The sequence below is a fragment of the uncultured Varibaculum sp. genome (assembly GCF_902489465.1).
Lineage (GTDB): Bacteria > Actinomycetota > Actinomycetes > Actinomycetales > Actinomycetaceae > Varibaculum.
Genome location: NZ_CABTZZ010000009.1, coordinates 20,654 through 44,064 on the forward strand (window position 1 = coordinate 20,654; position 23,411 = coordinate 44,064).

Consider the following 23,411-nt stretch of genomic DNA (forward strand, 5'->3'; position numbering starts at 1 on the left):
CTAATATCGCCAATTCCACCAGTATGGAATATAGATACTGGTATTGAAGATTCGTGAGTCTAACGGTTCTAAGCTAGAAAGCGCGCTAGCTAGGGGGCGTTCTTGACTCTAAAGCACCTTAGAGAAGAAGTCTTGGGTGCGGGGGTTTTGAGGGTGGTTGATTACCTGTTCAGGGGTGCCCTGCTCCAAGATTTTGCCTTCGTCCATGAACACCACATGGTCGGCAACTTCCCGGGCAAAACCAATCTCGTGGGTAACCACAATCATGGTCATCCCGCCGCGTGCCAAATCCTGCATGACCGACAACACTTCCCCCACTAGCTCGGGATCAAGGGCGGAAGTGGGTTCGTCAAACAGCATTAGCTCGGGTTCCATGGCAAGGGCGCGGGCAATCGCGACTCGCTGTTGCTGTCCCCCCGAAAGCTGCGCTGGGTAATGGTCTGCGCGATCTGCCAGCCCCACCCGCTCTAACAGCTCCAACGCCTGAGCTTGCGCCTTCTCTTTGCCGATTCCTTTCACCTGTGTAGGCGCTTCCATCACGTTTTCTAGCGCCGTCTTATGGGGGAACAGGTTGAAGCGCTGGAACACCATACCCACTTGGGAGCGCTGGCGCGCGATTTCCTGATCGGTCAAACGGCGCAGCACGGTTCCCTGCTCGGTAAGCGAACCGCGACGGCGATCCAAGGCAGCGCGGAAAGGATTTTTCGAGGGCGCGTCCTCTTCCATCCCCAATAGTTCTCCGTTGAGGTAAACGCGTCCTCCAGACACCTGTTCCAACTCGTTTACGCAGCGCAGGAGGGTAGATTTGCCTGAGCCGGACGGACCCAGCAGCACGCACACTTCACCGATAGCTACCTGCAAACTTACATCCCGCAGTACGTGGAGATCCCCGAAAAACTTGTGGACGTGCTGCATATCCACCATCAGGGGTTGATTTTCTGTTTGTGAGGTCATGGGGTGTACTCCAAGAAAGGATCGTCTTTGGTGGTGCCGGATTCGGCCATGGCGCGCATTTTACGGGATCCGGCGGATTTCTTATCTCCACCGGTACGTTCATCGAAACCCCGACCGAAGTAACTTTCGATATGGTTTTGAATTACCATCAAAATCGAAGTAATTGTCAAATACCAGATAGCTGCCACCAGCAGTAAGGGGATCGGCAAGAATAGGCGCTGCCCGATGGTTTGGGTGGCGAAAGTAATCTCCAAAGTAAACGGCACTGCCAAGACCAGGGAAGTGGTTTTCAGCATGGAAATGGTTTCGTTGCCAGTAGGCGGAATGATTATCCGCATGGCTTGGGGCAGGATAATCCGTCGCAGAATCTGACTGCGTCGCATTCCTAGGGCGCGAGCGGCTTCTTCTTGCCCAGAATCTACCGCATTCAGACCGGAACGTACGATTTCTGCCAAATATGCGCCCTCGTTAAGTCCCAACCCTAAAATCGCTGCTACCGCCGGGCTAATTACCGTATTGGTATCAAAAGTCAGCAACTCTGGCCCAAAGGGAACCCCTAGAGACAGGGTGGAATAGAGGGTGGGCAGCATTCCCCAAAATAGTAGCTGCGTATAGATAGGGGTTCCGCGGAAGAACCAAATATAGGTCCAGGACACCCCTTTCATAATCGGGTTAGGGGATTGGCGCATAATCGCCATAGTTACCGCGAGGATCACCCCGATAAGCATGGAAACTACGGTCAGTATCAGCGTCCACATGATGCCGCGCAGCACCGTGGGGTGGAAGATATATATGGCTACCTGATCCCAACGGAACTTTTCATTAGTGACCAGGCCATGCACCAGCATGGCGGCCAGAATCAGCACTACAACCGCACTAACCAGGCGGCCCGGTGAAAATACCGGGCGCGGCCTGGTCAGCGTGGCGCCATCTTTCAATTTTTGGCTATTCATATTTAAAGGTTATGTCCTAGTAAGTTACTCGGAAACTTTCGGATTAATCTCGGCTTTTTCGAGAATGAAGCTATCAGCACCGTAAAGGGCGAAGATTTTCTCCAAAGTTCCGTCATCCATTAGTTTTTGCAGAGCTGCCTGTACCGCTTTCGCCAGTTGCTCGTTATCTTTATTAACCACTACGCCATGCTGGGCGGTCTCGAAAGCTTTGCCGACAATTTCTAGTTCGCCGCCGCTCATCTTGACTGCGTATCCCACGACTGGGGAGTCGGCGAGTACCGCGTCATACTGGCCTCCAGTGACCTTGGGGACAATCTCGGTCTGCATTTTGTGTTCTTTTACGGTGACTGCAGGTTTTCCGTCCGCCTCACACTGTTTGGAAATCTCTTTAATGGTTTCCTGTTGAGCGGTGCCGGTCTGCACCCCCACGGTTTTGCCGCACGGGTTCTTCGGATCGAACTTCTTGGGGTTGTCTTTAGCTACTCCGTAAGAGAAGCCTAGTTCGGCGTAGGAAACCATCTGGGTCTCGGCTTCCCGCTCCTTGGTGATGCTGAAACCGGAAACTCCGATGTCATATTTGGTTCCAATTTGCGGAATCAGGGAGTCGAATTCACCGTGAGTGGTGGTGCCGTCTTTTAGTCCCATGACTTTGGCAATGGCCTTGACCATGTCTACATCGTAGCCGGTAGGAGTCTTATTGTCGGCCTTCATGTATTCGGCGGGGGCGTAGTCTACCGAAGCCCCGTTCTTGAGAACTCCGGCCTTCTTGATGTCGGCAGGTACTAGTTTTTCTACTGCGGGGTCGGCTTTAATAGTTGATACATCAAAGCCCTTTTCGCCCGGATCGTCTGTGGGGGCGGTTGCCTCACTACCGGAGCTGCAAGCCGCTAATCCGAGCGAGGTGAGGGAAATGGCGGCGAGCGCCGCAAGTTTGCGTTTCATGATATCTCCAATCAGTAGGTCTGTAGAAAGTATGCAATGCAACGAATAATTATGCAAATTCCTGCGGGAGGTCTGTGGTGGGTATCTCTTTTACCCCTCCTGCGCCCTCGTAAAACTCGCGTTTTCAAGGGGCGAAACCCATTTTTTTGCGGTGAGGACGTGCACGAGCCTTATAAGAAACAAAACCCAGATATGCTAGGGACGTGAACAAACGCTGCTCTCGCAGGTCGCGGCACGCTATTGCTATTTTGATTTCTGCTTTAGCGTTAGCGCTACTTATACCCCTGCCCGCTCAGGCGCGCGAGCATCCCCGCGTCCTCGTCCTTATTTCCTCCGGTCTTTCCTGGTCAGACATCGATCCGGCAGAAAAAGAGGGCAAAGAATTCTTGGAGGCTCTAGGAACAGCTAGGGTAGCTAACTTGACTCGCCATAACGCGGCTAAAACTACCTGTCCCTTAGATGGGTATCTAAGTTTATCGACAGGCATGCGAGTAACTCCCACTAAAGCCCGTGCCCAGGGATATTGCCCCGAAATTCCCGCTCTGGGTGACGGTGTTTTCTCCGCAGCTGCGCTAAAAGAATGGCAAAAAGATGCCGCTCGGCAAAATGAACAAGCCGTTCCCGGAATTTTAGGGAAAAGTCTGGCAGAACAGGGTAAAAAAGTGGTGGCTATCGGTCCGGGAGCCAGCGTGGCCGCTATGGATAATAGTGGAAGGGTAGCTAACTATCGTCCGCGAGCAACTGCCGAGGAGCTTACCTCCCAGGTAAAAGTGGCTTTAGAGGACGCCGAAGTCACTATTGTCGATGTGGGATTGGTAAGTTCAAATAGCGCTATTAAAGTTTCCTCCACTTCGTTAAACGCCACTCCTGCCGATGGTTTACCGGGAGCAGATAGAACAGACAAACCCCGCAGTAAACAGGTTTTGGCCTCTCTTACTGCCGCCCTGAAAGCCGCTCAAGCCGCAGATCTGGTTTTCGGTTTAGACGTTGCCGATCATTCCGCCACGCCCCATTTAGGGATGGCTTTTACCCGCGCCCACGGGGAAAAGCCGGGAATAATTCGTTCCTCTTCTACCCGACAGTTGGGGTTAGTGTCTACCGTTGACTTCACCAGCCGCATCCTCGATGCCACCGGTGCAAACGCTCCTGAATATCTAGTGGGAGGAACCTTTAGCGTCGCGCGAGACTATGGAATGGCCGGCAATTTAGACTGGTTGCGCAACCAGGCTCTGCGATCCGATCAGGCAAGCATTCTGCAGGCGCGCTTTATTGTGCTAACCGGGATTATCTTATTGGCAGCAGTGGGGCTTTTGGTATTTCTACTACGACGGGAGTATTTGGGGCTCTCTAGTAGCTCCCGTAAGGTAATCGTGCTCTTGTGCCTGAGCGCCAGCTTACTGGGGCCGGCTAGTTTCCTGGCGTCTAATATTCCGGCCGGTATCTTGGGGGGAACTGGCGGGAATTTTACGGCCAACGTCCTACAAATGTCGGTTCCCCTCCTTACCGTGCAATTTTTCTTGTTACTGATTGCAATCTCCCTGGCTTTGGCGGTGTTTTGTCTGGCCGCCGGAAAGGTTGTTGCCAGGTGGTGGGCAGGGCTGCAATTTTCTGCTCCGGTACTGGTCGCTGCAACTCTAGTGATTATCTGGTTGCTGGTCAGCCTATTAACGGGATCTCCCGATCAAATCTCTGCCATGTTCTCTTCTGCCGCCACTGCTGCTACTCGTTTCTACGGGCTAAATAACAATAAGTATTCTTTCTTATTCGCCGCGGTCTTAGCCCTAGAATGCCTGGTTTTAGCGCCTGCAGTGGCCAAGTTCCCGGAGCGGCGCCGTCGCTACTTTATCTACGGTTTCACTCTGCTGACAGTAGCCGTAATCCTAGATGGTTTCCCCTGGCTAGGAGCCGATGTAGGCGGGCCGCTAGCCATGATTCTCGGGATAGGGATCACTCTGAACTGGGTACTAGGCAAAAAGGTGGGGCCAGGAAAAGTAGTGGCGCTTATAGTCGCCGCATTTTTGGCCTCGAGTTTATTTGTATTGGTCGACAAGCTAGCTAGCCCCCCTGCCCGCACTCACTTTGGGCGTTTTATTTCCGAGGTGGCGAATGGAGGCGGAGGAATTATTGTGAAGCGTAAAGCTGAAGCCATGGTGAATACCTTCGGTGGCTCCCTCATCTTCACGGTTTTGGTAATTCTGGGAGCTGGGGTAACTATTTGGTACCTTATTAGACGCAAACGAGGTGCAAGCGGCGTCGCGAGTCGTCCCCACGCGCGGCTTGGCGGAGGGTTGTCGACGTTGAATCGCATTCCGGGGGCAGCCTATTTTGCCAAGGGAGTGTTGCTTACCTCCGTACTGGCGGCACTAACGAATGATTCTGGGGCTCTGATCCTAGTTTGCGCGGGATTATTTACCCTTCCGGCTCTCGATGTCATGCTGATTTTAAGTGCCAAGGAAAAGTCGCAACTGCAAAAACTGAGAAGCTAGAGGCTAAATAATCAAAATTCGGTGAAGTCGGTAACTTTCCTCTCTAGAGTTTTTGTATGCCTAACTCCGTTTGATAGTCTTTTGAGGTGCCTGAGTGCACGAGGCGGGTTACCCAAGCGGCCAAAGGGATCTGACTGTAAATCAGCCGGCGTAGCCTTCGGGGGTTCGAATCCCTCACCCGCCACGATGCTAAGTTTTCGGACTTGGCGGCAAACAGGTAGACTGCTAACTGGCAGGACGGAGTAAAATCTGTTTAACCAGCAGCTACGTTTACTGTTGCCCCGATAGCTCAGTAGGCAGAGCGTCTCCATGGTAAGGAGAAGGTCCAGGGTTCAAATCCCTGTCGGGGCTCTAGGGTTTGTTTTCACAGATCCTCAAGCGGCGGGGTAGCTCAGTTGGTGAGAGCGCACGACTCATAATCGTGAGGTCGCGGGTTCGAACCCCGCCCTCGCTACTTTTCAATTTCGATTGAAAATAGGTAATGCCGCTAATCGGGCGGCCCGAGACATAGAGGTAAATAAGAATGGCCAGCAAGTCGTCCGACGTACGTCCTAAGATCACTCTGGCGTGCAGTGAATGCAAAGAGCGTAACTACATCACCAAGAAGAACCGCCGGAATAATCCGGATCGTCTGGAACTGATGAAGTACTGCCCGCGTTGCCGTAAGTCGACTTCGCACAAAGAGACTCGCTAAGGGCGGGATCATTTAGCTAGCTGCTCTCGGCTCCTGCGGGTCTGTCGCGTATCCGTTCTCTATGTGCCAGATCGTTAACTTGGAATAGTCGCTAATGGATGCGGAAACCGTTGGAATAATCAGCTAGAAATAAAGATAAAAGAATACAGTTTAGGCTTAACGCCAAACGTATAGGCTTAATACTAAATGGTTGGGGGTCGCTGCTAAGCGACCCCCAACCATTTACTATTTCAGTTCGGCGCTAGGGGCTGAGGTAATCCCAATCTCAGGATTACCCCAGCCCCCTAGTAGTTAGCTCCCTAACCAGCCAGTTTTTGCAGCGCCTGCAAAGACTTCTGGGCATTAGCTTTCGGGCCGCCACCAGCCGGAGGTTCCGCATCAATCATGATGTCCTGTTCCAGCACGTAGTAGCCGTCAAACCCGGCTTTGTCCAGTTCAGACACAATGGTACCGAAATCAATGTCGCCCTCTCCGATGGGGGCAAACATGCCGGCCTTAACTCCCTGCGACCAGGTGATTTCACCAGGTAGCAACTTGTCAGTCATTTCCTTATGTACATCTTTGGCGTGGACGATCACCGTGCGACCGGGGTATTCCTTAACGATTGCCACTGGATCACAGCCGCCACAAACCATATGTCCGGTATCCAGGCACAGGGCTACCTTGGATTCATCCAGCATTTTGCGGATCTCGCAGTCATTTTGAATCATGGTTCCCCAGTGCGGATGCACGCAGGCTTTCACCCCGGCTTCAGCGCAAACATCGCTGATCCGATCCAAGTTCCCGAACAGAGTCTTCCATCCTTCCTCATCAAGTACCGGGCGATCATCATAACCGTCACGGCCGGAATCAGCTGCCAGAATCAGGTACTCGCCACCGGCAACTTTAAAGGCTTCAAGCTCCTTCTGTACTGCCGGAATCGGGTCAATCTCGGGGTCGTGCATAATCGCCAGGAAGAAAGCTCCCACCGGCTTCAAATCGTACTTGCTAACTTCTTCGGCGCGAGCGGCGGCCTCAATCGGCAACCACCCCTGGGGGCCGAATTCAGTCGCGGCTAAACCGATTTCCTTCATCTCGGTCAGCACCCGCTCAGGGGTCATCTGGTATCCCCAACCTGGTACTTCACATACACCCCAAGAAATAGGAGCTCCCGCAATCTTCATATTATCCTCCATTGGTATTTATACAGGTAAATAGGGTTTGTTCAACTTGTTTTCTTCTTTATCTACTTTTATTGCTGTCTGATAAGACGCCCTGGTTACTGGCGCGTCCTCCATAATCCTTATTGGATGCCGCTCGGTAACCTATTGGCCTACTTTGACCGGGCGTTGTTCGCGAGCTGACTTTCCAGCGGCCTCTGCTAGTAGCAGCGCTTGAGCGCCATCCTCGATTGAAGGGGTAGGCTTGCCGCCTTCCGTAACTACCGAAATGAACTGGTTTAGCTCAGCCGCATAGGCCTCGGCGTAGCGAGTTAGGAAGAAATCCAGGTACGGTTCGCGGGACAGAGAATAGCTGTCTTTAGAAAGCGACACCGTGGTGGGACGCTGATTGTCGGCATTTAATTGCCCGTCATGGCCGGTTACCTCTAGGCGCTGATCATAGCCAGTGGCGCAATGACGATTATTGATAATGGTGGCTACTGCTCCCGACTTGGCGGTTAGCACAATCACCGCGGCGTCATAGTCGTTGCAAGCCGCAATTTCGGGATCTAGGTTCTGCGGGATGGTAGTGACGGTGTCAATGTCTCCCAGCAAGAAACGAGCCATATCGAAATCATGGATGGTCATATCTTTGAAGATTCCCCCGGAAACTTTAATGTAGTCCGCAGGAGGAGCCGCCGGGTCGCGTGAAATAATGGTTACTTGTTCAATTTCACCGATCTCGCCCTTATCCATCAGCTCTTTTACCCGCGCAAAAGAGGGATCAAAACGGCGGTTGAAACCCAACATCACCGTGGGATCTAGTCCCTTGAGCGCTTCGCGCAGTTCTTCAACTTTCGCGGTTTCCATGGCAACGGGTTTTTCGCACAGGGCAGCTTTACCAGATTTAGCAGCGGCGATGATATGAGGAACGTGCAGCGGCGTGGGAGAACCAATGATCACGGCATCAATATCGGGGTTATCCCAAATTTCTTTTTCGTCGGTTACTCCGCGTCCCCCGTATTGTTTAGCGAGTTCGTCAGCCGCTTCTTGGCGGATATCAAAAACCACTTCAAGAGAAGCATCTGGGTTGGCCGCTAGGGTTTTTGCGTGAACGTGCCCGATTCGTCCGGCACCCAGTAATCCAAATTTCAACATAAAACAACTCTGTTCTCTGCAGGGGAGTAACTAAGCTCCCATTCCTTTGTCCTTACAATAAACAAGAATAAAGGAATAATTTACGAATGTAAATACATAAACAAAAAATTTCGGTAAAACCGATAACCATTTAGCTATGTACCGCGGTATCCGGTAGCGATTACGGGGATACAGGTAGTCGCAAGATAGAAGGACGCGCGCACCCTCCTAGAAAAATCGAATAAAACGCTACTTCCAGCGCAGTAGCATTAAAAAGCCTCCGAAAGCTACGCCTAGACCCAAAGCTAGGTTCCAGTTACCGGCATTGGGGATGGGGTAGGAACCAGAAGAAATATAGTAAATAACCACCAGCACCAGGCCGACCAGCATTAACGCTACCGAAAGCGGTGCCCACCAACTGGGGGAAGGCTTCATATCAGCAGCCCAAGACTTGTTTAACTCCTCTGGCTGTTGTTCGCGGTGGGGCTTAGCGCCTTTACGCTTACGAGACTCCGGCACGGGGTGACCTCCAAAAGTAGGGTTTTACTAGCTAGGTTCATTCTAGTGTTATTGGCGCTGTAGACCTAGTTAGATCCGTTTTCCGGTAAATTAAGTCTAGGATGATACCAGGACATCGCGTCCTGAACCCACAGTAAGCGAACTCGGAAGAATATGAGTAGGAAAACCAAGCAAGCGCGGTCAGCGACCAATAACCGTCGGCATCGTTTTGATCCCATTGCGGCTTTCGGCGAGCTATTAATTATCGTGGGGTTGCTGGCCGGGCTCTTCGCGTTCTGGGACGTTTTTGTCACCGACTGGCAGGTTGCCAGTTATAACCAGAAAGCTTTAACCTCGTTCCAGCAAGCCAATAAATCCTGTCCCAATCGTATTTCGAAGGACGAACGCACTAGCGCTCCGCCCAGCGGGGGAATCAAGCAAGAAAATGAAACCCTAGGGGCACTGCATGTTCCGAAATGGAACTATATGGTGATTCCGGTTAAAGAAGGTACTACGCAAACCATTTTGAATACCGGGGCTGCTGGGCACTATGAAACGACGGCGCTTCCCGGACAAATCGGAAACTTCTCGGTTGCCGCCCACCGTCGTTCCTTTGGTTCTAACTTCCGCCGCATTGACGTGTTAAAACCCGGGGACACCGTGGTGATGGAGACTGCAAACGAGTGGCTGATCTATAAGGTCAGGGACCATAAGATTGTGCTTCCTACCCAATCGGATGTGATCTTACCGGTGCCAGAAAAACCGGGGGAGCAGCCCAGCGAACGCCTAATGACTATGACCACCTGCAACCCGGAGTATGGCAACTGGGAACGTTATATCGTGCATCTAACTTTCAATCACTGGGTGCCCAGAGATAGCGGCATCCCCAAAGAACTGGCAGAAGGAGGCAACGCATGTGCGGGCTAATCTGGGATCTACTGCCCGGCCCGAAGTGGCTGAAATTCCTGCAGGTAGTACTGATAATCGCCCTCATCATTATGGCCTGCTTTTGGTGGCTATTCCCCTGGATTTCCCAAACCCTGGATCTAACCGGTACCACCGTGGGCAGCCCCCAAGGATATAGCAGCAGCCAGGCAAGCTGGTTATAAGCTGGCTATACAGCACCTGCCGTTAACTGGGTATAACCACAGCTAGTGGCCAGGGGATGCTAAACCTAAGGGGTAGAGCTGCTCGGGGAAGGTTCCGAGCTGGCATTATCTCCCGTTGGCGAGGTAGACGGGGAAGACGAGGAACCAGGTGAGGGCGCAGGCGGCGTCTTCGCCACTTTAACCGTGACAGAGCTGCCTACCTTAACCCGTCCCAAAGGATCCACCGCAATGATTTGCCCATTAGGAGCCTCAGTGGTTTCTTCACTGATCGTATTCGTCTGTAAACCTAAGTCAGCGAGGTATTTCAACCCCTCTTCCTGAGTTTTACCGACAACCTGCCCGGAATCGATCGATACGTAACCGGAAGAAAGTACCAGAATAATTTCATCATCCTTGGTGGCCGAAGATCCCGCCTCCGGAGTCGTGCGAATAACCCGATCGGCTGCAACTTTGGAATCGTCCTCGTATTTTACCGAGCCGACCTGCAAACCCGCATCCTCTAAGGTCTTCCGAGCTGCCTCTTGGGTTTGTCCCGAAACATCGGGAACGGTAATTTCGGCAGCACCTGAAGACAGCTGGATAGTAACTGTCGAACCTATATCTACCAGTGAGCCAGGTTTAGGATCGGTAGCTGCGACTTTACCTTTGTCTACGGTGTCAGAAGCTATAGCTTGCCCCTGCTCCATAACTAAACCCAGGTCTTCTAAGCTGCGTTGCGCCTCGATAGCGGTCATTCCGATAATGTTCTCGGGAATGGCCACTTGTTCGGGCTCCTGGTTCTTATTGGAAGTGATCAGCCACCAAACCACCGCGATGAGGGCGATTGCCGCTAATATCCCCATGACTACTGCCCAAATAGTTTTCCTCTTCTTTTTCTTTTGGGCAATCTCTTTTTCCTCGTCCTCGTTATCTGGATCCTCTCCCAGAACCTGTGACCACTGGGCGGGAGCATAGGAAGTGTGGGGGGCAGCAATGCCTTCTGTCGGCGTGGTAACTGGTAGCGGTGGCAGCATCGGGGCAGAAATAGCAGCTCCGGCGGCCGCCCGCACCATATCCGAACGCATAGACGCCGCATCCTGATAGCGTTCCTCGGGTCGCTTAGCCAATGACTTCATAACCATGCGATCAAGTTCGGGGCTAATATCGGCGGCAATAGCAGACGGTAGCGGCGGCATTTCGGCCACATGCTGGTAGGCAACCGAAACTGCGGAATCTCCTTTGAATGGCGCCCTTCCGGTCAGCAGTTCAAATAACATGCAACCACAAGAGTACAGGTCAGAACGGGTATCTACGGTTTCACCACGTGCCTGCTCGGGAGATAGGTACTGAGCGGTTCCCACCACCGCATCGGTACTGGTCATGGTCTGTCCCGAGTCTTCTAAGGCACGGGCAATCCCAAAATCCATAACCTTGATTTTTCCGCTATTGGTAAGCATCACGTTGCCGGGCTTAATATCCCGGTGTACCAGGCCGCGTTTATGGGAATACTCAAGGGCATTGAGTACCCCCGACATGATTTCGACGGCCTCGTTAATCGGTACCGGTTGGCCATCAGTGAGGAGTTGGTGCACCGTGTGCCCTTCTACCAGCTCCATGACGATATAGGGGACGTGCACTTCGGTGCCGTCAGGGGCAGTCACCACCTGTTCGCCAGTGTCATAGACCTGCACGATGTTTTCATGATTTAAGGAAGCAGACGCCAAAGCCTCACGTCGAAAACGCGTCAGGAATACCGTGTCCTTTGCCAGGTCTATACGCAGCATTTTGATCGCTACTACCCGCGACAGCAGGGTGTCGTAGGCCTGGTGTACTTCCGCCATTCCCCCTCTGCCGATGAGGGAACGGATTTCGTAGCGTCCTCCGCCTATGCGGTATGGAGATTCTGCCATGGGTCTTCCTTTTGTTCCGAAACTACCATTATTACAGCTTTTTGTTGAGGGGGCACCGGCGTGGGGGCGGCGGAATAAACCAGGCTAGCCCCCAGGCTTAAAGCGGTTACCAGTATCCACAAAATCAGGGTTACTAATACCAGATATAGCGGAGAACGAGGCGTGGCGTTTCCATGTCTAGCTCTGGAAACATCTTGGTTCCACCATTTCTGGCTCAAGAAGGGCGCTTTTTCGTAAGGGCGACGTAATCTAGCCACCTGCGCCGCTAAGGGGTCAACCGGTCTTATGCCTATCTGGGATTCTAGCCGGCGGCTCCAAGCAGCTAACGGTGCCGTTAGGGAGGGAGCAGCAGCTTGCGCCGCTGGCGAAGGTGGCGTGGCATAACGAGGGGGCGCACTCGCTTTGCGCCAGTTAAGCGCTTGCGGCAGCGAACGCAGACGCTCTAACTGCGAGCGGGGTCGGGAAGCAGAAACTGGAGGTATCAGCGCCGCGAACTCGCGAGGACGTTCGCGCAGGCGTACTCGTTGTTGCCAGGCTTTCTCGGGTAAAGGCACCGAATCCGGTAGGATCTGGGGAGCCGGAACCGTCCCTCCGGAAAGATAGAGCATGGGGGAGCCGTCTTCTTCTCTAGGAGCGCTAGCGGTTGGTTGAGGCTGCCAGGTGGAGTCTTTCGTGGTCGCGGCAGCTGCCGGCTCATCAATATCGGGCGAGGGCGCCTGTTGCCGGGAATCAAGGCTTTCCTTAACGGAGGTGCTGGCAGGTAAAGGTATGTGTACTGCCTGGTCTAGTTGCGCTATTTCTTCCAGATCCTCTTGCAGATTCTCCAGATCAGCCGGTTCGGTAGACGTCGGATCTGGTGCTTTATCTGCCAGCTCTGCCGGTTCTGCTAGAGTGGCGGCTTCCTCTCCGACCTCGGGAACGCTGTCTTCATCAGCGGGGGCAGCTGGCGAGTCACCTGCGGAATTAAGCGCCTGTTGCACTTCCACTAAACGTTGCATTAAGGTATCTGCACTGGCCAGACGTTTTTGAGGTTCTTTTTCTAACAGCTGCATCACCAGTTCACGCAAACTGGGAGCCACAGAATCAGGCAGAGCCGGCACCGGTTTATTAACATGGGCGAAAGCAATATGTACCGGTTTGTCACCGCTGAAGGGGCGTTTGCCGGCTAAAGCTTCATACGCGATAATCCCCAGGGCATAGAGGTCGCCTGCGGGAGTAGCTGGCTGTCCCATCGCTTGTTCAGGCGGCAGATACTGCGCGGTACCCATAACCATCCCCGCCTGCGTTAAATTAACTTGCCCCGGAGCCTTAGAAATCCCGAAATCGGTTAGTTTTACTTCTCCCGTAGGAGTAACCATAATGTTGCCCGGTTTAATATCCCGGTGCACAATGCCGGCACCATGTACTGCACTGAGAGCATCAGCGGTCTGATACAGCACCGATAACAGGAAATCAGTCTCTAAAATGTGTTCCTGATCCAGGATTTCGGTGAGCGAAACCCCATCGACCAGTTCCATACTGATCCAGCCCAGACCGGAGTCCTCTCCTGAGGCGTGTACCTCCGCTAAGTTCGGGTGATGAACCCGAGAAGCGTTATAGGCCTCAATCTGCAATCGGGACAGGAAAAGCTTTTTACCCGCCAGTTCCGGGCGCAGAATTTTAAGCGCCAGCCTTTCGCCAGTTTTTTCATCCAGCGTCTGCCAAACCTCTCCCATACCGCCGATCGCAAGGCGAGAAAGCAGCAGGTAACGCCCCGATATCTTCATCCCAACTTTTAAGGAGGCAACCGCTTTTTGCGCGTTGGTGGCCTGCCCGGTAGCAGTCGCTGCCGGTTCCAGAGGAGTTGACATTTCGGCTTCCCCGGCGCGCGGCGGGACAGGTAATACGTGACTATCAGTCATGATTTATCGCCGCCTGTACCACTTGTTTTGCTACCGGTCCGGCAACCGGTCCGCCGTGAGGGGTGGGGTTGGAATTATCGCCCTCAATTACTACCGCGAAAGCCAGAGGCAGGTTAGGGGTATCTGCCCAGCCCACATACCAGGCATCGGTTTTGTTGCCACCGGTTTGCGCAGTTCCCGTTTTAGCACCCATCTCTACTCCGGCTACCCGGCCAGCTTCGCCGGTTCCCTCGGTAACGGTGGCGATCATCATCTGTCTAAGCTGCGCGGCGACCTCTTTAGAGATCGGTTTTCCGAGTTTGCCCCCGGAACGATAAGTTCTGGTGGCTTTTCCATCTGACCCCAACTCGGCGGCGACCAGGAAGGGACGCACCTGAGTTCCCTGATTGGCTACCGCTGCGGCTACGGTAGCCATCATTAGCGGTGAAGTGCGCACCTCATATTGCCCGATCGCACTCATCATAGTGGAAGCTATCCCCGGGTCGGAGGAAGGGAAATAAGATTTTTGGACTGGCAGCGGAATCTTTAAATCGCTCTTGGGATTGAAACCAAAAGCCTCGGTCTTGTCTTTTAATGCCTGATACCCCAAGTCTTGACCGATCTTAGCGAAAGGCGTGTTACAAGAATACGCAAAGGCATAAGTGAAAGTGGGATGGCCATTTCCGCATCTCGTGGATTCAATATTGGAAATTTTAGCCCGCGAGCCGGGCAGTGGCACCGAGACGGGAGCCTCTACGGCGTCCTCAGGCGCGCGGATTTGCTGTTCTAGGGCGGCAGCTGCAGTAATGATTTTAAAAGCCGAACCGGGAGGGTATTCTCCGCGCAAAGCCCGATCTAGCATAGGTTTGGACGGGTTAGCCTGCAGCTGCTTCAAGGTCTGTTGTGACTGTTTTTCACTGCCGGTCGCTAAAGAACTGGGATTAAAGCGCGGGGTGGTAACCGCTGCGAGGATTGCCCCACTTTGATAGTTGATGGCAACTACCGCACCTTTACGATTGCCGAGTGCCTGAGCTGCGGCCTGTTGAATCTGCGGATCGATAGTAAGGACAATCCCTCCGCCCTTTTGATTCTCTCCCGCTGCATATTTTAGTAACTGGGATAATGCCTGGCTGGAGGCTTCTCCCATTAACACCGAGTTCTGCAGCCGTTCCATCCCGGTAGCGTTACCTCCCGGGGAAAGATAACCGGTCAGATTAGAGTAAAGCGGCGCTTGCTCGGAGTAAACCCGGTGGTAACGCTTGCGGTAACCGGTAGAGTCTTTCGTGGGTTTTGAAGCCGCGATCGCGTTTTCTCCCACCATAATGGGGCCGCGTTCAATATATTTGGAACGGTAAAAGGCGCGAGAATTCCGCCCATCCGCGTTCAGGGAATCAGCCCCCAGGAACTGGATATAGGTGCACGCCACCATCAAAGATAAAAACATGACAAAGACTACGAAAAAAAGCCGTTTAATCTGTGGATTCATGACGTTCACCTCCCGGAACTGGTCGCGCAGGAAAAGCGGCGTCAGGTGCTGCAGGGCTGGAAAGCGGTTGCGCCGATGAGGCGCGTTTGGTCGGCTTCCCGCCGGGATGGGAAGTAGCGGGGGAGGAGAGATAGTTATTACGGCTAGCAGTCTTAGCCTTAAGCGAGGCAGAGCGTTTGTCTTGTTGGCGAGCAATTATTGCTTCTAGTTCGGCGGTATCGATGACTCCGCTTTCGGTTCTTACCGGCTGGCGCGCCTCGCTAGATAGGCGCAGTAGCAAGGCCAAGATCACCCAGTTGGCGACCAGTGAAGATCCACCCGCGGCCACAAAAGGCAAGGTAAGGCCAGTAGAGGGAATCACCCGGGTTAATCCTCCGACTACCACGAACACTTGGAATCCGATGGTGAAAGCAAACCCGGTAGCCAAAAGCTTTCCAAAGCTATCGCGCACGATCAAGGCAGTACGCAGCCCGCGTTCTACGAAAATAAGATAAAGCGTGAGCAGAGCAAGGGATCCGGTTAACCCCAGTTCTTCCCCGAGGGAAGCAAAAATAAAGTCTGAGTTCGCGAAGGGGGTTAGGGAGGGCGAACCTTGCGCCCAACCGGTACCGAGAATACCGCCGTCAGCCATCCCAAATAGCCCGGAGACTAACTGTCCCGAGCCTCCGATGGGGCGGGAATAGATTTCTGGATCGAGGGCGTGGAGCCAGACATCAATGCGCGCTTGCACATGCGAAAACAGGCGGGAAGCTAAGAACACTGCGGGTGCGAACAGGATCGCTCCGATTAGCAGCCAGGAAGTTTGATTGGTGGCCACATACAGCATGGCCACGAATAAACCGAAGATTAGTAGGGAAGTGCCCAAATCTCGCTCGAATACCAAAATCAAAATGGAGGCTGCCCACACCACCAGGAGGGGGCCGAGATCCCTTAGTCGTGGCAGTCGCATTCCCAGCAGCGATTTTCCCCCTTGGATTAAGGCTTCCCGCCGGGTAGTTAAATATCCGGCGAAGAAAATTGCTAAACAAATTTTGGCGACCTCGGAGGGCTGGATGGAAAACCCGATGTTAATCCAGATGCGAGCTCCGTTGATGCTGCGTCCGATAACCGGCGCTAAGGGCAGCAGTAACAGTACAATTGCCAGCAGCATCGACAGATAGGTGTAGTTACGCAGCTTGCGGTAGTCACGAACTACTGCCAGCGTAATCACCATCAAAACTACGCCTATCAGGGTAAATAACGCTTGTTTGAATCCGACATACAGGATGGAATCTGGGCCATAGGCCAAATCTAGGCGGTAAATCATCACCAACCCGATACCATTCAAGGCTAAAACTGCAGGTAAAAGTACTGGGTCAGCGTAGGGGGCGAGGAAACGAACCGCTAGGTGAGTGGCGAGGGCGAAGGCACCCAGTACGCACATATGCAATACGAAGGAAGTGGGCAGTGCCCCAGTGCGGTTAACATTAATCGAGAAATACCCCAAGAAACACATCGCCAGGGCGATCACTATTAGCAATAGTTCAGCCAGCCGGCCAGTAGGGTGTTTTATCTTTGGCACCAGTACATTACCCCCTTCCTATATCTGCTCTCTCATCTTGGTAGTTCGATTTTTTGATGGCTACTGGTTAGTTAGGAGTTACTAGCTGAGCTTGACGAGGAAGTTTCAGCGGTTGCAGATGCCTCCGATTCTTGCTTGGTTTCCTCTGCGGTAGTCGCAGGGGATTTAGTTTCGGAAATCGAAGTTGACGTGGCCGGCGGGGTGGGAGTGGGTCGTTCCGACATGCCATACCACACAGCAGTGGCAAATAGGGCTAGCAGGACTATCAGTCCCACAATCGCGCCGATGATTCTTCCCCAGCGATATTTGGGAGCAGAGTCTTCCTCAGTTAAAGATTCCGTCGGTATTGCCGCCCGCGCCTGACTAAAAGAATCGTCCTCGTCCTCGTTATCTGTTTGATCTTGACTGGCAGGATCGGATGTGTCCTGGTCGTCGCTGGCTGCTTCGTCGCCGGGCTTTTCTGTCTGTTGGCTACGGAGCTCAGCCAGCCGGTCGGTAGCAGCTGCCCCCACGATCTGAGGTTCTTTATCTTGCGGATCCTCGACAATGTCGGCAACCACGCAAGTGATATTGTCTGGCCCGCCCGCTTTTAGCGCTAGTTCTACTAGAGTTTCACAGGCCTGTTGCGGGGTTTCGCTCCGGTAAAGAATCTTGCCAATGGTGAGGCCAGAAACAAAGCCGCATAGTCCGTCAGAGCAGAGCAACCAGCGGTCACCTACTGTGAAGTCGGGTTGGGATTCGTCAAGATTCACGTCCTCTTGGGAATCTCCTAGCACCCGCAATAGCACAGAGCGTTGAGGATGGTTCTCTGCCTGTTCAGGGGTGAGTTGTCCCGTATCTACCAGGTATTGCACGAAAGAATGATCATTGGTCATTTGCCGCAATTCTCCGCCGCGCAAACGGTAGGCACGAGAATCCCCAATATGGGTCATAGTGATAGCGTTTTCGCTGCGACGAATCGCGATACAAGTAGTGCCCAGGCCGGCTAATGCCGGATCTTGGGTGGAGCGTTCGCACAGCTCCTGGTGTGCTTGGGCTATTGCTTCCCGTAGGCTTTCGAGAGCCTCCTCGGGGGTATCTGCTGCGGTGTCGAGGGAGCGTAAATGATCAATCGCAATCGAGGAGGCAATATCGCCCCCGGCAGGCCCGCCCATCCCATCTGCTAATACCAGCAAGTTGGGTCCGGCGTAACCGGAATCCTGGTTAGATTGGCGGATCTTGCCGATATCAGACAGGGCGGCATAGTTGAATCCGATGCTCATCTAGTTAACTCCATTGTTGTTTGTCCAATCCGCACTACCATTCCCAGCTCTAAAAGCTGAGCAGTGGTGAGACGGTTGTTGTCAATGAACGTTCCGTTCGTTGAGTTTAAATCCTCGATAAACCATTGCCCGTCACGGTAATAAATGCGGGCATGTCGATTGGAGGCGTAAGAATCCTGCAGAGGCACCGTGCAGTCCCCGGATCGCCCTAAGAGGATTGGTTGTCCATCCAGTTTTAACCGATTTCCGGCTAAGGCACCCCCCGTGAAAGCTAAGTAGCGAGGGCGACCCCCACGTTTGCTTTTACGAGGTTTAGATTTATCAGGTTGCCGGTTAGCTTTACGGGAGCGGCTGGTTGGGGTTTTTGCGGAGGCGGTGGCGGCCAGGGAAATATCGCGACGCAACACTACCGCTAATCCGATAACTAGCAGCCACAATAGGGCTACGAAACCGAATCGTAAAATAGTGTATAAAAGTCCAACCGCCACGATTACCGCCTACTATTCATCCGCGCTTGAAGTCCAAAATAGCAGGTGGGTGCGGCCGATCGTTAGTTCGTTACCGTCTAAGAGAGTGGCGGCACTGATGCGATGCCCTTCTACATAAGATCCATTAGTCGACCCCAGATCGGTGGCAATTACCCCTTGGGGAGTAATCCGAAGTTCCAGGTGACGTCGGGATACTCCCGGATCGTGGACTACGATATCGGCTTCCGATCCGCGACCGATCACTGTGACCGGCTCGGTGAGTAGCCACTGTTGCCCCTCAATATCAATGATCGGATGGGAGGGGCTGGCGCCGGCGGTAGTTACCGGCGCTGCCGGCCCGCGACGGATCGAGTTATCGATTTTTAGCTCCCCTAGTGGGTGGTCTCCGGCTGAGAACACTACTTCTACCGGGCCGACAAACACGTAGCTTTGTTCGGTGGCATAGGCGGTGGCATCTTGGGCGAGTTCTTGCGAAAGCACCTGCGAATTAGCCGCCATCACCGAGTCATAGTCTTTTTGGTTGAGCAACACCTGGTATTCGTTCGGTACCACCACCCGGCCGTCACTCAAGGTGGCGCGGGAGTTATCCATGCTCTCACGAATAGCCGTTTTTACATCCACGGCTTTAATCGAGCTGGCGAACATCTTCGAAAAAGGGGCGTTTACCCCCAAAGAAACGGCTTTTTCGAAGCGGTCAACCACTCCCATATTTTCGTCCTCTCCTGTAAATCTAAGAATCTACGGTCAGTGCCTGCCTTGCGCTGTTATAAGTAGCCGGACATTGCCGGTGCTAACTGCGCGCAGTAGACATACCTAACTTCAAGGTTAATCGAAAATTCGCTAATAAGTATTATCCCAGGGTCAATAGGACGAATTTCTAGCAACTTATTGGGGGATAGGAGCTGTTGTCAGTCGGTAGGTTATTACTCGGCAGAGGAAAAACCTGTTTATTACTTGTGAAACGTAACGCCTTTTGCTCCTGGGCTTGCTCCCGCCTTTGGTTTCGGGGTAGATTTCTATTCGTTGGTTAACGCTTCCGGGCGTTAATCTCAAGCGCAAGTGGCGGAATTGGTAGACGCGCACGGTTCAGGTCCGTGTGCCCTTTACCGGGCATGGGGGTTCAAGTCCCCCCTTGCGCACCAGATTTTAAGGCTCTGACCAGTAGGAATGCAGCGGTCAAAATAAAAATTGTCTCCACGTTGTCTGAACGTTGTCTAATGAAAGTTCCGCGTGCAATATCCGTGCAATATCGAAATCAGTTTTTTCTCAGCCTCGCCCTAATCGTCTACAAAGGCGCAGGTGTGGGTGCCGGAGGCAGTAAGCTTCCCGTCCTCGGAAAATATCTTTAAGAAATAAGTCGCGAGGGTGCGCCCGCTTTGGGCTAAAGTCGCTACGCAATACACCCGCCCCGCGCTGGCCGGACGATGGTGGGTGACAAAAATATTAGACCCCACCGCATGTTTGCCTTCCGGAGCCGCATAGTTGGCAGCCAAAGACCCGGTAGTTTCTCCCAACACCGCATTCGCCCCGCCGTGCAGCACCCCCAGGGTCTGGCGGTTACCCTCTACCGGCATGGAGCAAACCATCAAATCCGCGCCCAGGTGGTGAAAACGGATCCCCATCGCCTCAATAAGCTGTGCCTTAGCCGAGGGACACTTGTCGGAAACATCCGGCAAGGAAAGCAAGAACCGGGAGGTTTGTTCGGGATCGGTCAAATCCGGCAAAGCAATCGGGTCGTCAACTTCGTCGCGGTAAACCAGTTTTTTTTGCATACACCCATACTATTGCTGGCGGCAGAGGGTAAATGGCTAGATTGCTATTTCAGAGGCTCCAGTTCTTTAGTGTCTTAAGGCGGCTGCTGGAGGGATTTTAGCAGCACGTAAGGCAGGAACCAGGGATGAGAGTATTCCGATGATCATTCCTCCGGGAATCAATAGCACCGGTATTATCGGGTACATTACTGGCGTCCACCCTTGTAGCTTGACTAACACTAACAGTGAAACTAAGCCGAGAAGTACTCCAAAAAAAGCGCCGATGCCGCCAAGAAACACTCCTTCAATAATAAACTGGCATGCAATGTGACGCGGACGTGCCCCAAGAGAACGACGTAGCCCTATTTCTGTAGTGCGTTCAATAACCGAGGTTAGCGTAGTTGTCATAATTCCTATTGCTCCCACTACTAAGGAAAGAATAGAAACCCCGATTGCCATTGTGTTTAATGAAGTTGTTACTTTACCTCGGAGTTCTTCGGTACTTGGTGGCATTCTGACCGCTACTAGTTCTGAATGCCTGGCAGATACTGCATACGGAAGAGCAGCTGCCACTTTTTTAGTGGCACCTAACTCGGTTTCAACCACGCCAGCAAGTCCCTCTCCAGCTTGATATGACACATCACTGCCGTCTAGATTTTTAGAAATAATTACCGCTGAACTTGCGCCCGCGGCCTGGCCAGTGGAGGACAAGACCCCAAACACTGGAATAGATTTGCCATCGCAAATAATTCTTGTGGTGCCGTCAGTTGTGGTCATATCCAAGTTGTTAGCAGCAGTTGGCCCTAACAAGGCGACCGGCCCTGGAAATTGCTCCACGCTTTTATCGAAAAATCTCCCGCTTTTTACTTTCATGCCACTGGCTTGTAAAAACCCGGGATCAGCCACGATTATAGGAGTGGCTTGAGTCTCGCCGGGGTGAGTGCGGCAATCGGCTTGAGGTGCGGCGCTGTAACGTCCTGCTGCTTTTACCCCCTGCATTTTCGTCACCCTGTCAGTGAAGTTTTTATCTAGTATTTGCTCAGCATCTTCACGGGCAGTAACGGTTATGGTAGTCGCGGTACGCTCATCGAAAGTTGCGTTTATGTCGGCACTGGCGGAGAGAGACCAACCTAAGGTGACAAGAAAAACTAGAATCCCCACGGTTATCCCAAACGCGGTCATGACGGAGCGCATTTTTCTGCCCCAGATGGCACCAAGAGATTGCTGTAGTAGCAGTCCCCAATTAACTCTTGTCATAATTGATCTGCTCCACGTTTCCATCTACCACCAAATAACCGTGGCCGAAATGGTCGCGCACTTCCGGCTCATGCGTGACCACTACCAGAGCGCACCCACTGCTCCGTTGTACCTGCAATAAGAGTTCAATAGTTTTTTGGGAATTATCTTGATCGAGATTCCCCGTGGGTTCATCAGCTAACAGTAGACTGGGTGACCTAGTTAAGGTTCGAGCAATGGCTACCCGTTGTTTTTCACCCCCGGATAAGGTACTAATACGAGCGGTTGCTCGATGTTCTAGCCCCACTGCCGATAAACAAAAGAGTGTTTTTTCTTTTCGTATGTTCCTTTCGAGATTACTGTAGGTAAAACCCAACTCGATATTTTGTATTACATTCAGGTAAGGAATTAAACCGAAATCCTGAAAAATAAAACCAATGTGATCAGCTCGTAATTGATCAATTTGTGCTGGTTTTAGTTTACTGCAATCCTTCCCTTGTATCCTTAACGTGCCTTCGTAGTTGGGGTCTAATAACCCTAGGATATTTAGGAGAGTTGATTTTCCCGCCCCAGAAGGACCGGTAATTACTACTGATTCCCCTTTTTTTATTTTTAGATTCACATTTTTTAAGGCATAAACAGTAGAATTTCCTGTCCCGAAGGTACGGTTTAAGTTATGCATTTCTAGGATAGGGGGCTCATTAGTCGGAGGGGCTATATCAAAGGTATTAACCTGAGCGTTAGAGTCCACTTATTTATCTCCCAGCAAGACAATTTCTCCAGTTTTTACTGCCCCTTTAATGGCTACGGCTCCATCGCCACTTTCGATAATTTCAACATAAGTTTTCTGGGTAGAGTCTCCGGTCTTCTTTTGCACATAAGTCCCTTTGTTATCCTCTCGGATTGCTGCCTCGGGCACAGTGAACGGATAAGTAGTGTTAGAACCGATGGTTACGCTCCATTGACAAGTTGTTAGGGCGTTATTTGGGGGATTATTTAAGGGGATCCGCAAAGTGTATGTTGGTTCTGAGCTTTGTTCTTCATCACTATCATTGGAGTCAGGCGAGGTGGGAATTGCGGGTAATGTGGTCTCATTATTCCATTGACCAGACTCCAGTTTTATTGGTAAACCTTCACGCAGCTTCAGTATCTGTTTTGCGTCTAATTCCAGGATTGCTAAGGGTGCGCCTACCCCGATTTTCACACTAGAGTTCTCACCCAGATAGCTACCCAAATCAGGCAGCTCGGCAATAGTGGAATTGGCAGGTATATAGGCGACTTCACTGCGGGGGATAACTAATGAATCATCTGAGCCAGTTTCGTTGTCAGTGCTTTTGGCATCTGATTCTGGCTGGGATTTATTATCAGAGGTATCCTGACTGCTATTTCGCTTATTGGGGTTCTGAGCCGGAGCATAACCGTTGTTTCGATAGAGCTTCGCGACGAGCTGGGCAGTGTATTTACCTAGATGTCCATCTGCTGAAACCGAATAGCCGCAGCTCTTCAATGCTTTTTGTAGCTGGGTGACATCCTTGCCGCTGTCTCCGATATGGAGGTCGCGGTAGGCAGGTATTAATCCGTTTAACGCTAAAAGGGGACGCCCTGATATTTCTAGCAAAGCATGACAGTAGGGAGCAGGTTTTCCAGCGCTGACTGGCAACGCCGAGATCACCCCTACTTCGTCCTCGCTGCTAACTGAAAGAGGAATTTCTCTTTCGCTAGAGGACGAAATGTTAGCTGTTCCTGTTAGCGTGCGAGATAGTTTTCCAGCTTCTACTTTCGCGGTAGCGACCGGGTGAGCACTAGAGATAGGACGCGCCTTGGAGGGGGACAAGAAACTCAACGTCAGAAGTAAAACAAAACCCAGACATATAGCTGCTCCAGTAGCAGTAACAATGACTGTTTTCCACGCAACTTTACGTTTACTGCGGCTCAAGAATTTCAAG

General features: G+C 52.3%; 21 protein-coding genes and 4 tRNA genes. 8 read left to right on the forward strand and 17 right to left on the reverse strand.

All coding sequences use genetic code 11. The annotated features are described in order from the left end of the window. Positions 1-108: 108 nt before the first annotated feature. The 3 genes from RDM26_RS02930 to RDM26_RS02940 are packed head-to-tail and all read right to left on the reverse strand — an operon-like array spanning position 109 to position 2,849. Entirely contained in the window at positions 109-954 is an 846-nt protein-coding gene (locus RDM26_RS02930; RefSeq protein WP_307737554.1) for an ATP-binding cassette domain-containing protein, read from the reverse strand. Then, complete coding sequence (locus RDM26_RS02935; RefSeq protein ID WP_307737555.1) at positions 951-1,907, reverse strand: ABC transporter permease subunit; 957 nt, start codon at positions 1,905-1,907, stop codon at positions 951-953. The genes RDM26_RS02930 and RDM26_RS02935 overlap by 4 nt, the downstream gene beginning before the upstream one ends. 24 nt (positions 1,908-1,931) lie before the next feature. After that, positions 1,932-2,849: a transporter substrate-binding domain-containing protein gene (locus RDM26_RS02940; RefSeq protein ID WP_307737556.1), complete on the reverse strand. Its 918-nt coding sequence runs from the start codon at positions 2,847-2,849 to the stop codon at positions 1,932-1,934. A gap of 203 nt (positions 2,850-3,052) precedes the next feature. Here RDM26_RS02940 and RDM26_RS02945 point away from each other — a divergent pair, with 203 nt between their 5' ends. The 5 genes from RDM26_RS02945 (at position 3,053) to rpmG (ending at position 6,029) form a co-directional block, all read left to right on the forward strand. Continuing rightward, positions 3,053-5,335, forward strand: a complete 2,283-nt coding sequence (locus RDM26_RS02945; protein WP_307737557.1) for a hypothetical protein — start codon at positions 3,053-3,055, stop codon at positions 5,333-5,335. A gap of 102 nt (positions 5,336-5,437) precedes the next feature. Then, positions 5,438-5,519: transfer RNA gene (locus RDM26_RS02950), tRNA-Tyr, on the forward strand. 94 nt (positions 5,520-5,613) lie between these two features. After that, positions 5,614-5,686: transfer RNA gene (locus RDM26_RS02955), tRNA-Thr, on the forward strand. 29 nt (positions 5,687-5,715) lie between these two features. After that, positions 5,716-5,789: transfer RNA gene (locus RDM26_RS02960), tRNA-Met, on the forward strand. A 69-nt stretch (positions 5,790-5,858) separates the two neighbouring features. Next, positions 5,859-6,029: a 50S ribosomal protein L33 gene (rpmG, locus tag RDM26_RS02965; protein ID WP_024059865.1), complete on the forward strand. Its 171-nt coding sequence runs from the start codon at positions 5,859-5,861 to the stop codon at positions 6,027-6,029. Between the two features lie 299 nt (positions 6,030-6,328). Here rpmG and RDM26_RS02970 read toward each other — a convergent pair whose 3' ends face one another. The 3 genes from RDM26_RS02970 to RDM26_RS02980 all read right to left on the reverse strand — a co-directional run bounded on the left by RDM26_RS02970 (position 6,329) and on the right by RDM26_RS02980 (position 8,824). Further along, a complete protein-coding gene (locus tag RDM26_RS02970) occupies positions 6,329-7,192 on the reverse strand; it encodes a TIM barrel protein (RefSeq protein WP_307737558.1) in 864 nt (287 codons plus the stop codon). 141 nt (positions 7,193-7,333) lie between these two features. Then, positions 7,334-8,326, reverse strand: coding sequence for an inositol 2-dehydrogenase (iolG, locus tag RDM26_RS02975; protein WP_307737559.1), 993 nt, complete (start codon positions 8,324-8,326; stop codon positions 7,334-7,336). 228 nt (positions 8,327-8,554) lie between these two features. After that, complete coding sequence (locus RDM26_RS02980) at positions 8,555-8,824, reverse strand: cell division protein CrgA (RefSeq protein WP_238127916.1); 270 nt, start codon at positions 8,822-8,824, stop codon at positions 8,555-8,557. A 153-nt stretch (positions 8,825-8,977) separates the two neighbouring features. Here RDM26_RS02980 and RDM26_RS02985 point away from each other — a divergent pair, with 153 nt between their 5' ends. After that, a complete protein-coding gene (locus tag RDM26_RS02985; RefSeq protein ID WP_307737560.1) occupies positions 8,978-9,730 on the forward strand; it encodes a class E sortase in 753 nt (250 codons plus the stop codon). Beyond that, the gene (locus tag RDM26_RS02990; protein WP_307737561.1) at positions 9,718-9,912 is read left to right on the forward strand and encodes a hypothetical protein; all 195 of its coding nucleotides are present in this window, start codon (positions 9,718-9,720) and stop codon (positions 9,910-9,912) included. Before RDM26_RS02985 ends, RDM26_RS02990 begins: the two co-directional genes overlap by 13 nt. A gap of 65 nt (positions 9,913-9,977) precedes the next feature. Here the strand turns inward: RDM26_RS02990 and pknB are convergent, their stop codons facing one another. The 7 genes from pknB to RDM26_RS03025 form a co-directional block, all read right to left on the reverse strand. Next, positions 9,978-11,801 carry a Stk1 family PASTA domain-containing Ser/Thr kinase gene (gene pknB, locus RDM26_RS02995; RefSeq protein ID WP_307737562.1) on the reverse strand — a complete coding sequence of 608 codons (1,824 nt, stop codon included), beginning with the start codon at positions 11,799-11,801 and terminating at the stop codon, positions 9,978-9,980. After that, positions 11,777-13,702, reverse strand: a complete 1,926-nt coding sequence (locus RDM26_RS03000) for a protein kinase (RefSeq protein ID WP_307737563.1) — start codon at positions 13,700-13,702, stop codon at positions 11,777-11,779. The genes pknB and RDM26_RS03000 overlap by 25 nt, the downstream gene beginning before the upstream one ends. Next, a complete protein-coding gene (locus RDM26_RS03005; RefSeq protein WP_307737564.1) occupies positions 13,695-15,167 on the reverse strand; it encodes a penicillin-binding transpeptidase domain-containing protein in 1,473 nt (490 codons plus the stop codon). The genes RDM26_RS03000 and RDM26_RS03005 overlap by 8 nt, the downstream gene beginning before the upstream one ends. Next, positions 15,151-16,728 carry an FtsW/RodA/SpoVE family cell cycle protein gene (locus tag RDM26_RS03010; RefSeq protein ID WP_307737565.1) on the reverse strand — a complete coding sequence of 526 codons (1,578 nt, stop codon included), beginning with the start codon at positions 16,726-16,728 and terminating at the stop codon, positions 15,151-15,153. Before RDM26_RS03010 ends, RDM26_RS03005 begins: the two co-directional genes overlap by 17 nt. A gap of 71 nt (positions 16,729-16,799) precedes the next feature. After that, positions 16,800-17,990, reverse strand: a complete 1,191-nt coding sequence (locus RDM26_RS03015) for a protein phosphatase 2C domain-containing protein (RefSeq protein WP_307737566.1) — start codon at positions 17,988-17,990, stop codon at positions 16,800-16,802. Beyond that, on the reverse strand, positions 17,987-18,478 hold the full coding sequence (locus RDM26_RS03020; protein WP_307737567.1) for an FHA domain-containing protein: 492 nt from the start codon (positions 18,476-18,478) through the stop codon (positions 17,987-17,989). Before RDM26_RS03020 ends, RDM26_RS03015 begins: the two co-directional genes overlap by 4 nt. Before the next feature lie 12 nt (positions 18,479-18,490). Beyond that, a complete protein-coding gene (locus tag RDM26_RS03025) occupies positions 18,491-19,186 on the reverse strand; it encodes an FhaA domain-containing protein (protein ID WP_307737568.1) in 696 nt (231 codons plus the stop codon). 345 nt (positions 19,187-19,531) lie between these two features. On the opposite strand from RDM26_RS03025, the gene RDM26_RS03030 reads away from it, so the two are divergent. Further along, positions 19,532-19,620, forward strand: a tRNA-Leu gene (locus RDM26_RS03030). A 135-nt stretch (positions 19,621-19,755) separates the two neighbouring features. Here RDM26_RS03030 and RDM26_RS03035 read toward each other — a convergent pair. The 4 genes from RDM26_RS03035 to RDM26_RS03050 form a co-directional block, all read right to left on the reverse strand. Beyond that, complete coding sequence (locus tag RDM26_RS03035) at positions 19,756-20,250, reverse strand: hotdog fold thioesterase (RefSeq protein WP_307737569.1); 495 nt, start codon at positions 20,248-20,250, stop codon at positions 19,756-19,758. Positions 20,251-20,316: 66 nt separating this feature from the next. Next, entirely contained in the window at positions 20,317-21,486 is a 1,170-nt protein-coding gene (locus tag RDM26_RS03040; protein WP_307737570.1) for an FtsX-like permease family protein, read from the reverse strand. Beyond that, positions 21,473-22,216 (reverse strand): ATP-binding cassette domain-containing protein, encoded by a 744-nt coding sequence (locus tag RDM26_RS03045; RefSeq protein WP_307737571.1) that lies wholly within the window; start codon positions 22,214-22,216, stop codon positions 21,473-21,475. Before RDM26_RS03045 ends, RDM26_RS03040 begins: the two co-directional genes overlap by 14 nt. After that, positions 22,217-23,410: an efflux RND transporter periplasmic adaptor subunit gene (locus RDM26_RS03050; protein ID WP_307737572.1), complete on the reverse strand. Its 1,194-nt coding sequence runs from the start codon at positions 23,408-23,410 to the stop codon at positions 22,217-22,219. Position 23,411 lies beyond the last annotated feature (1 nt).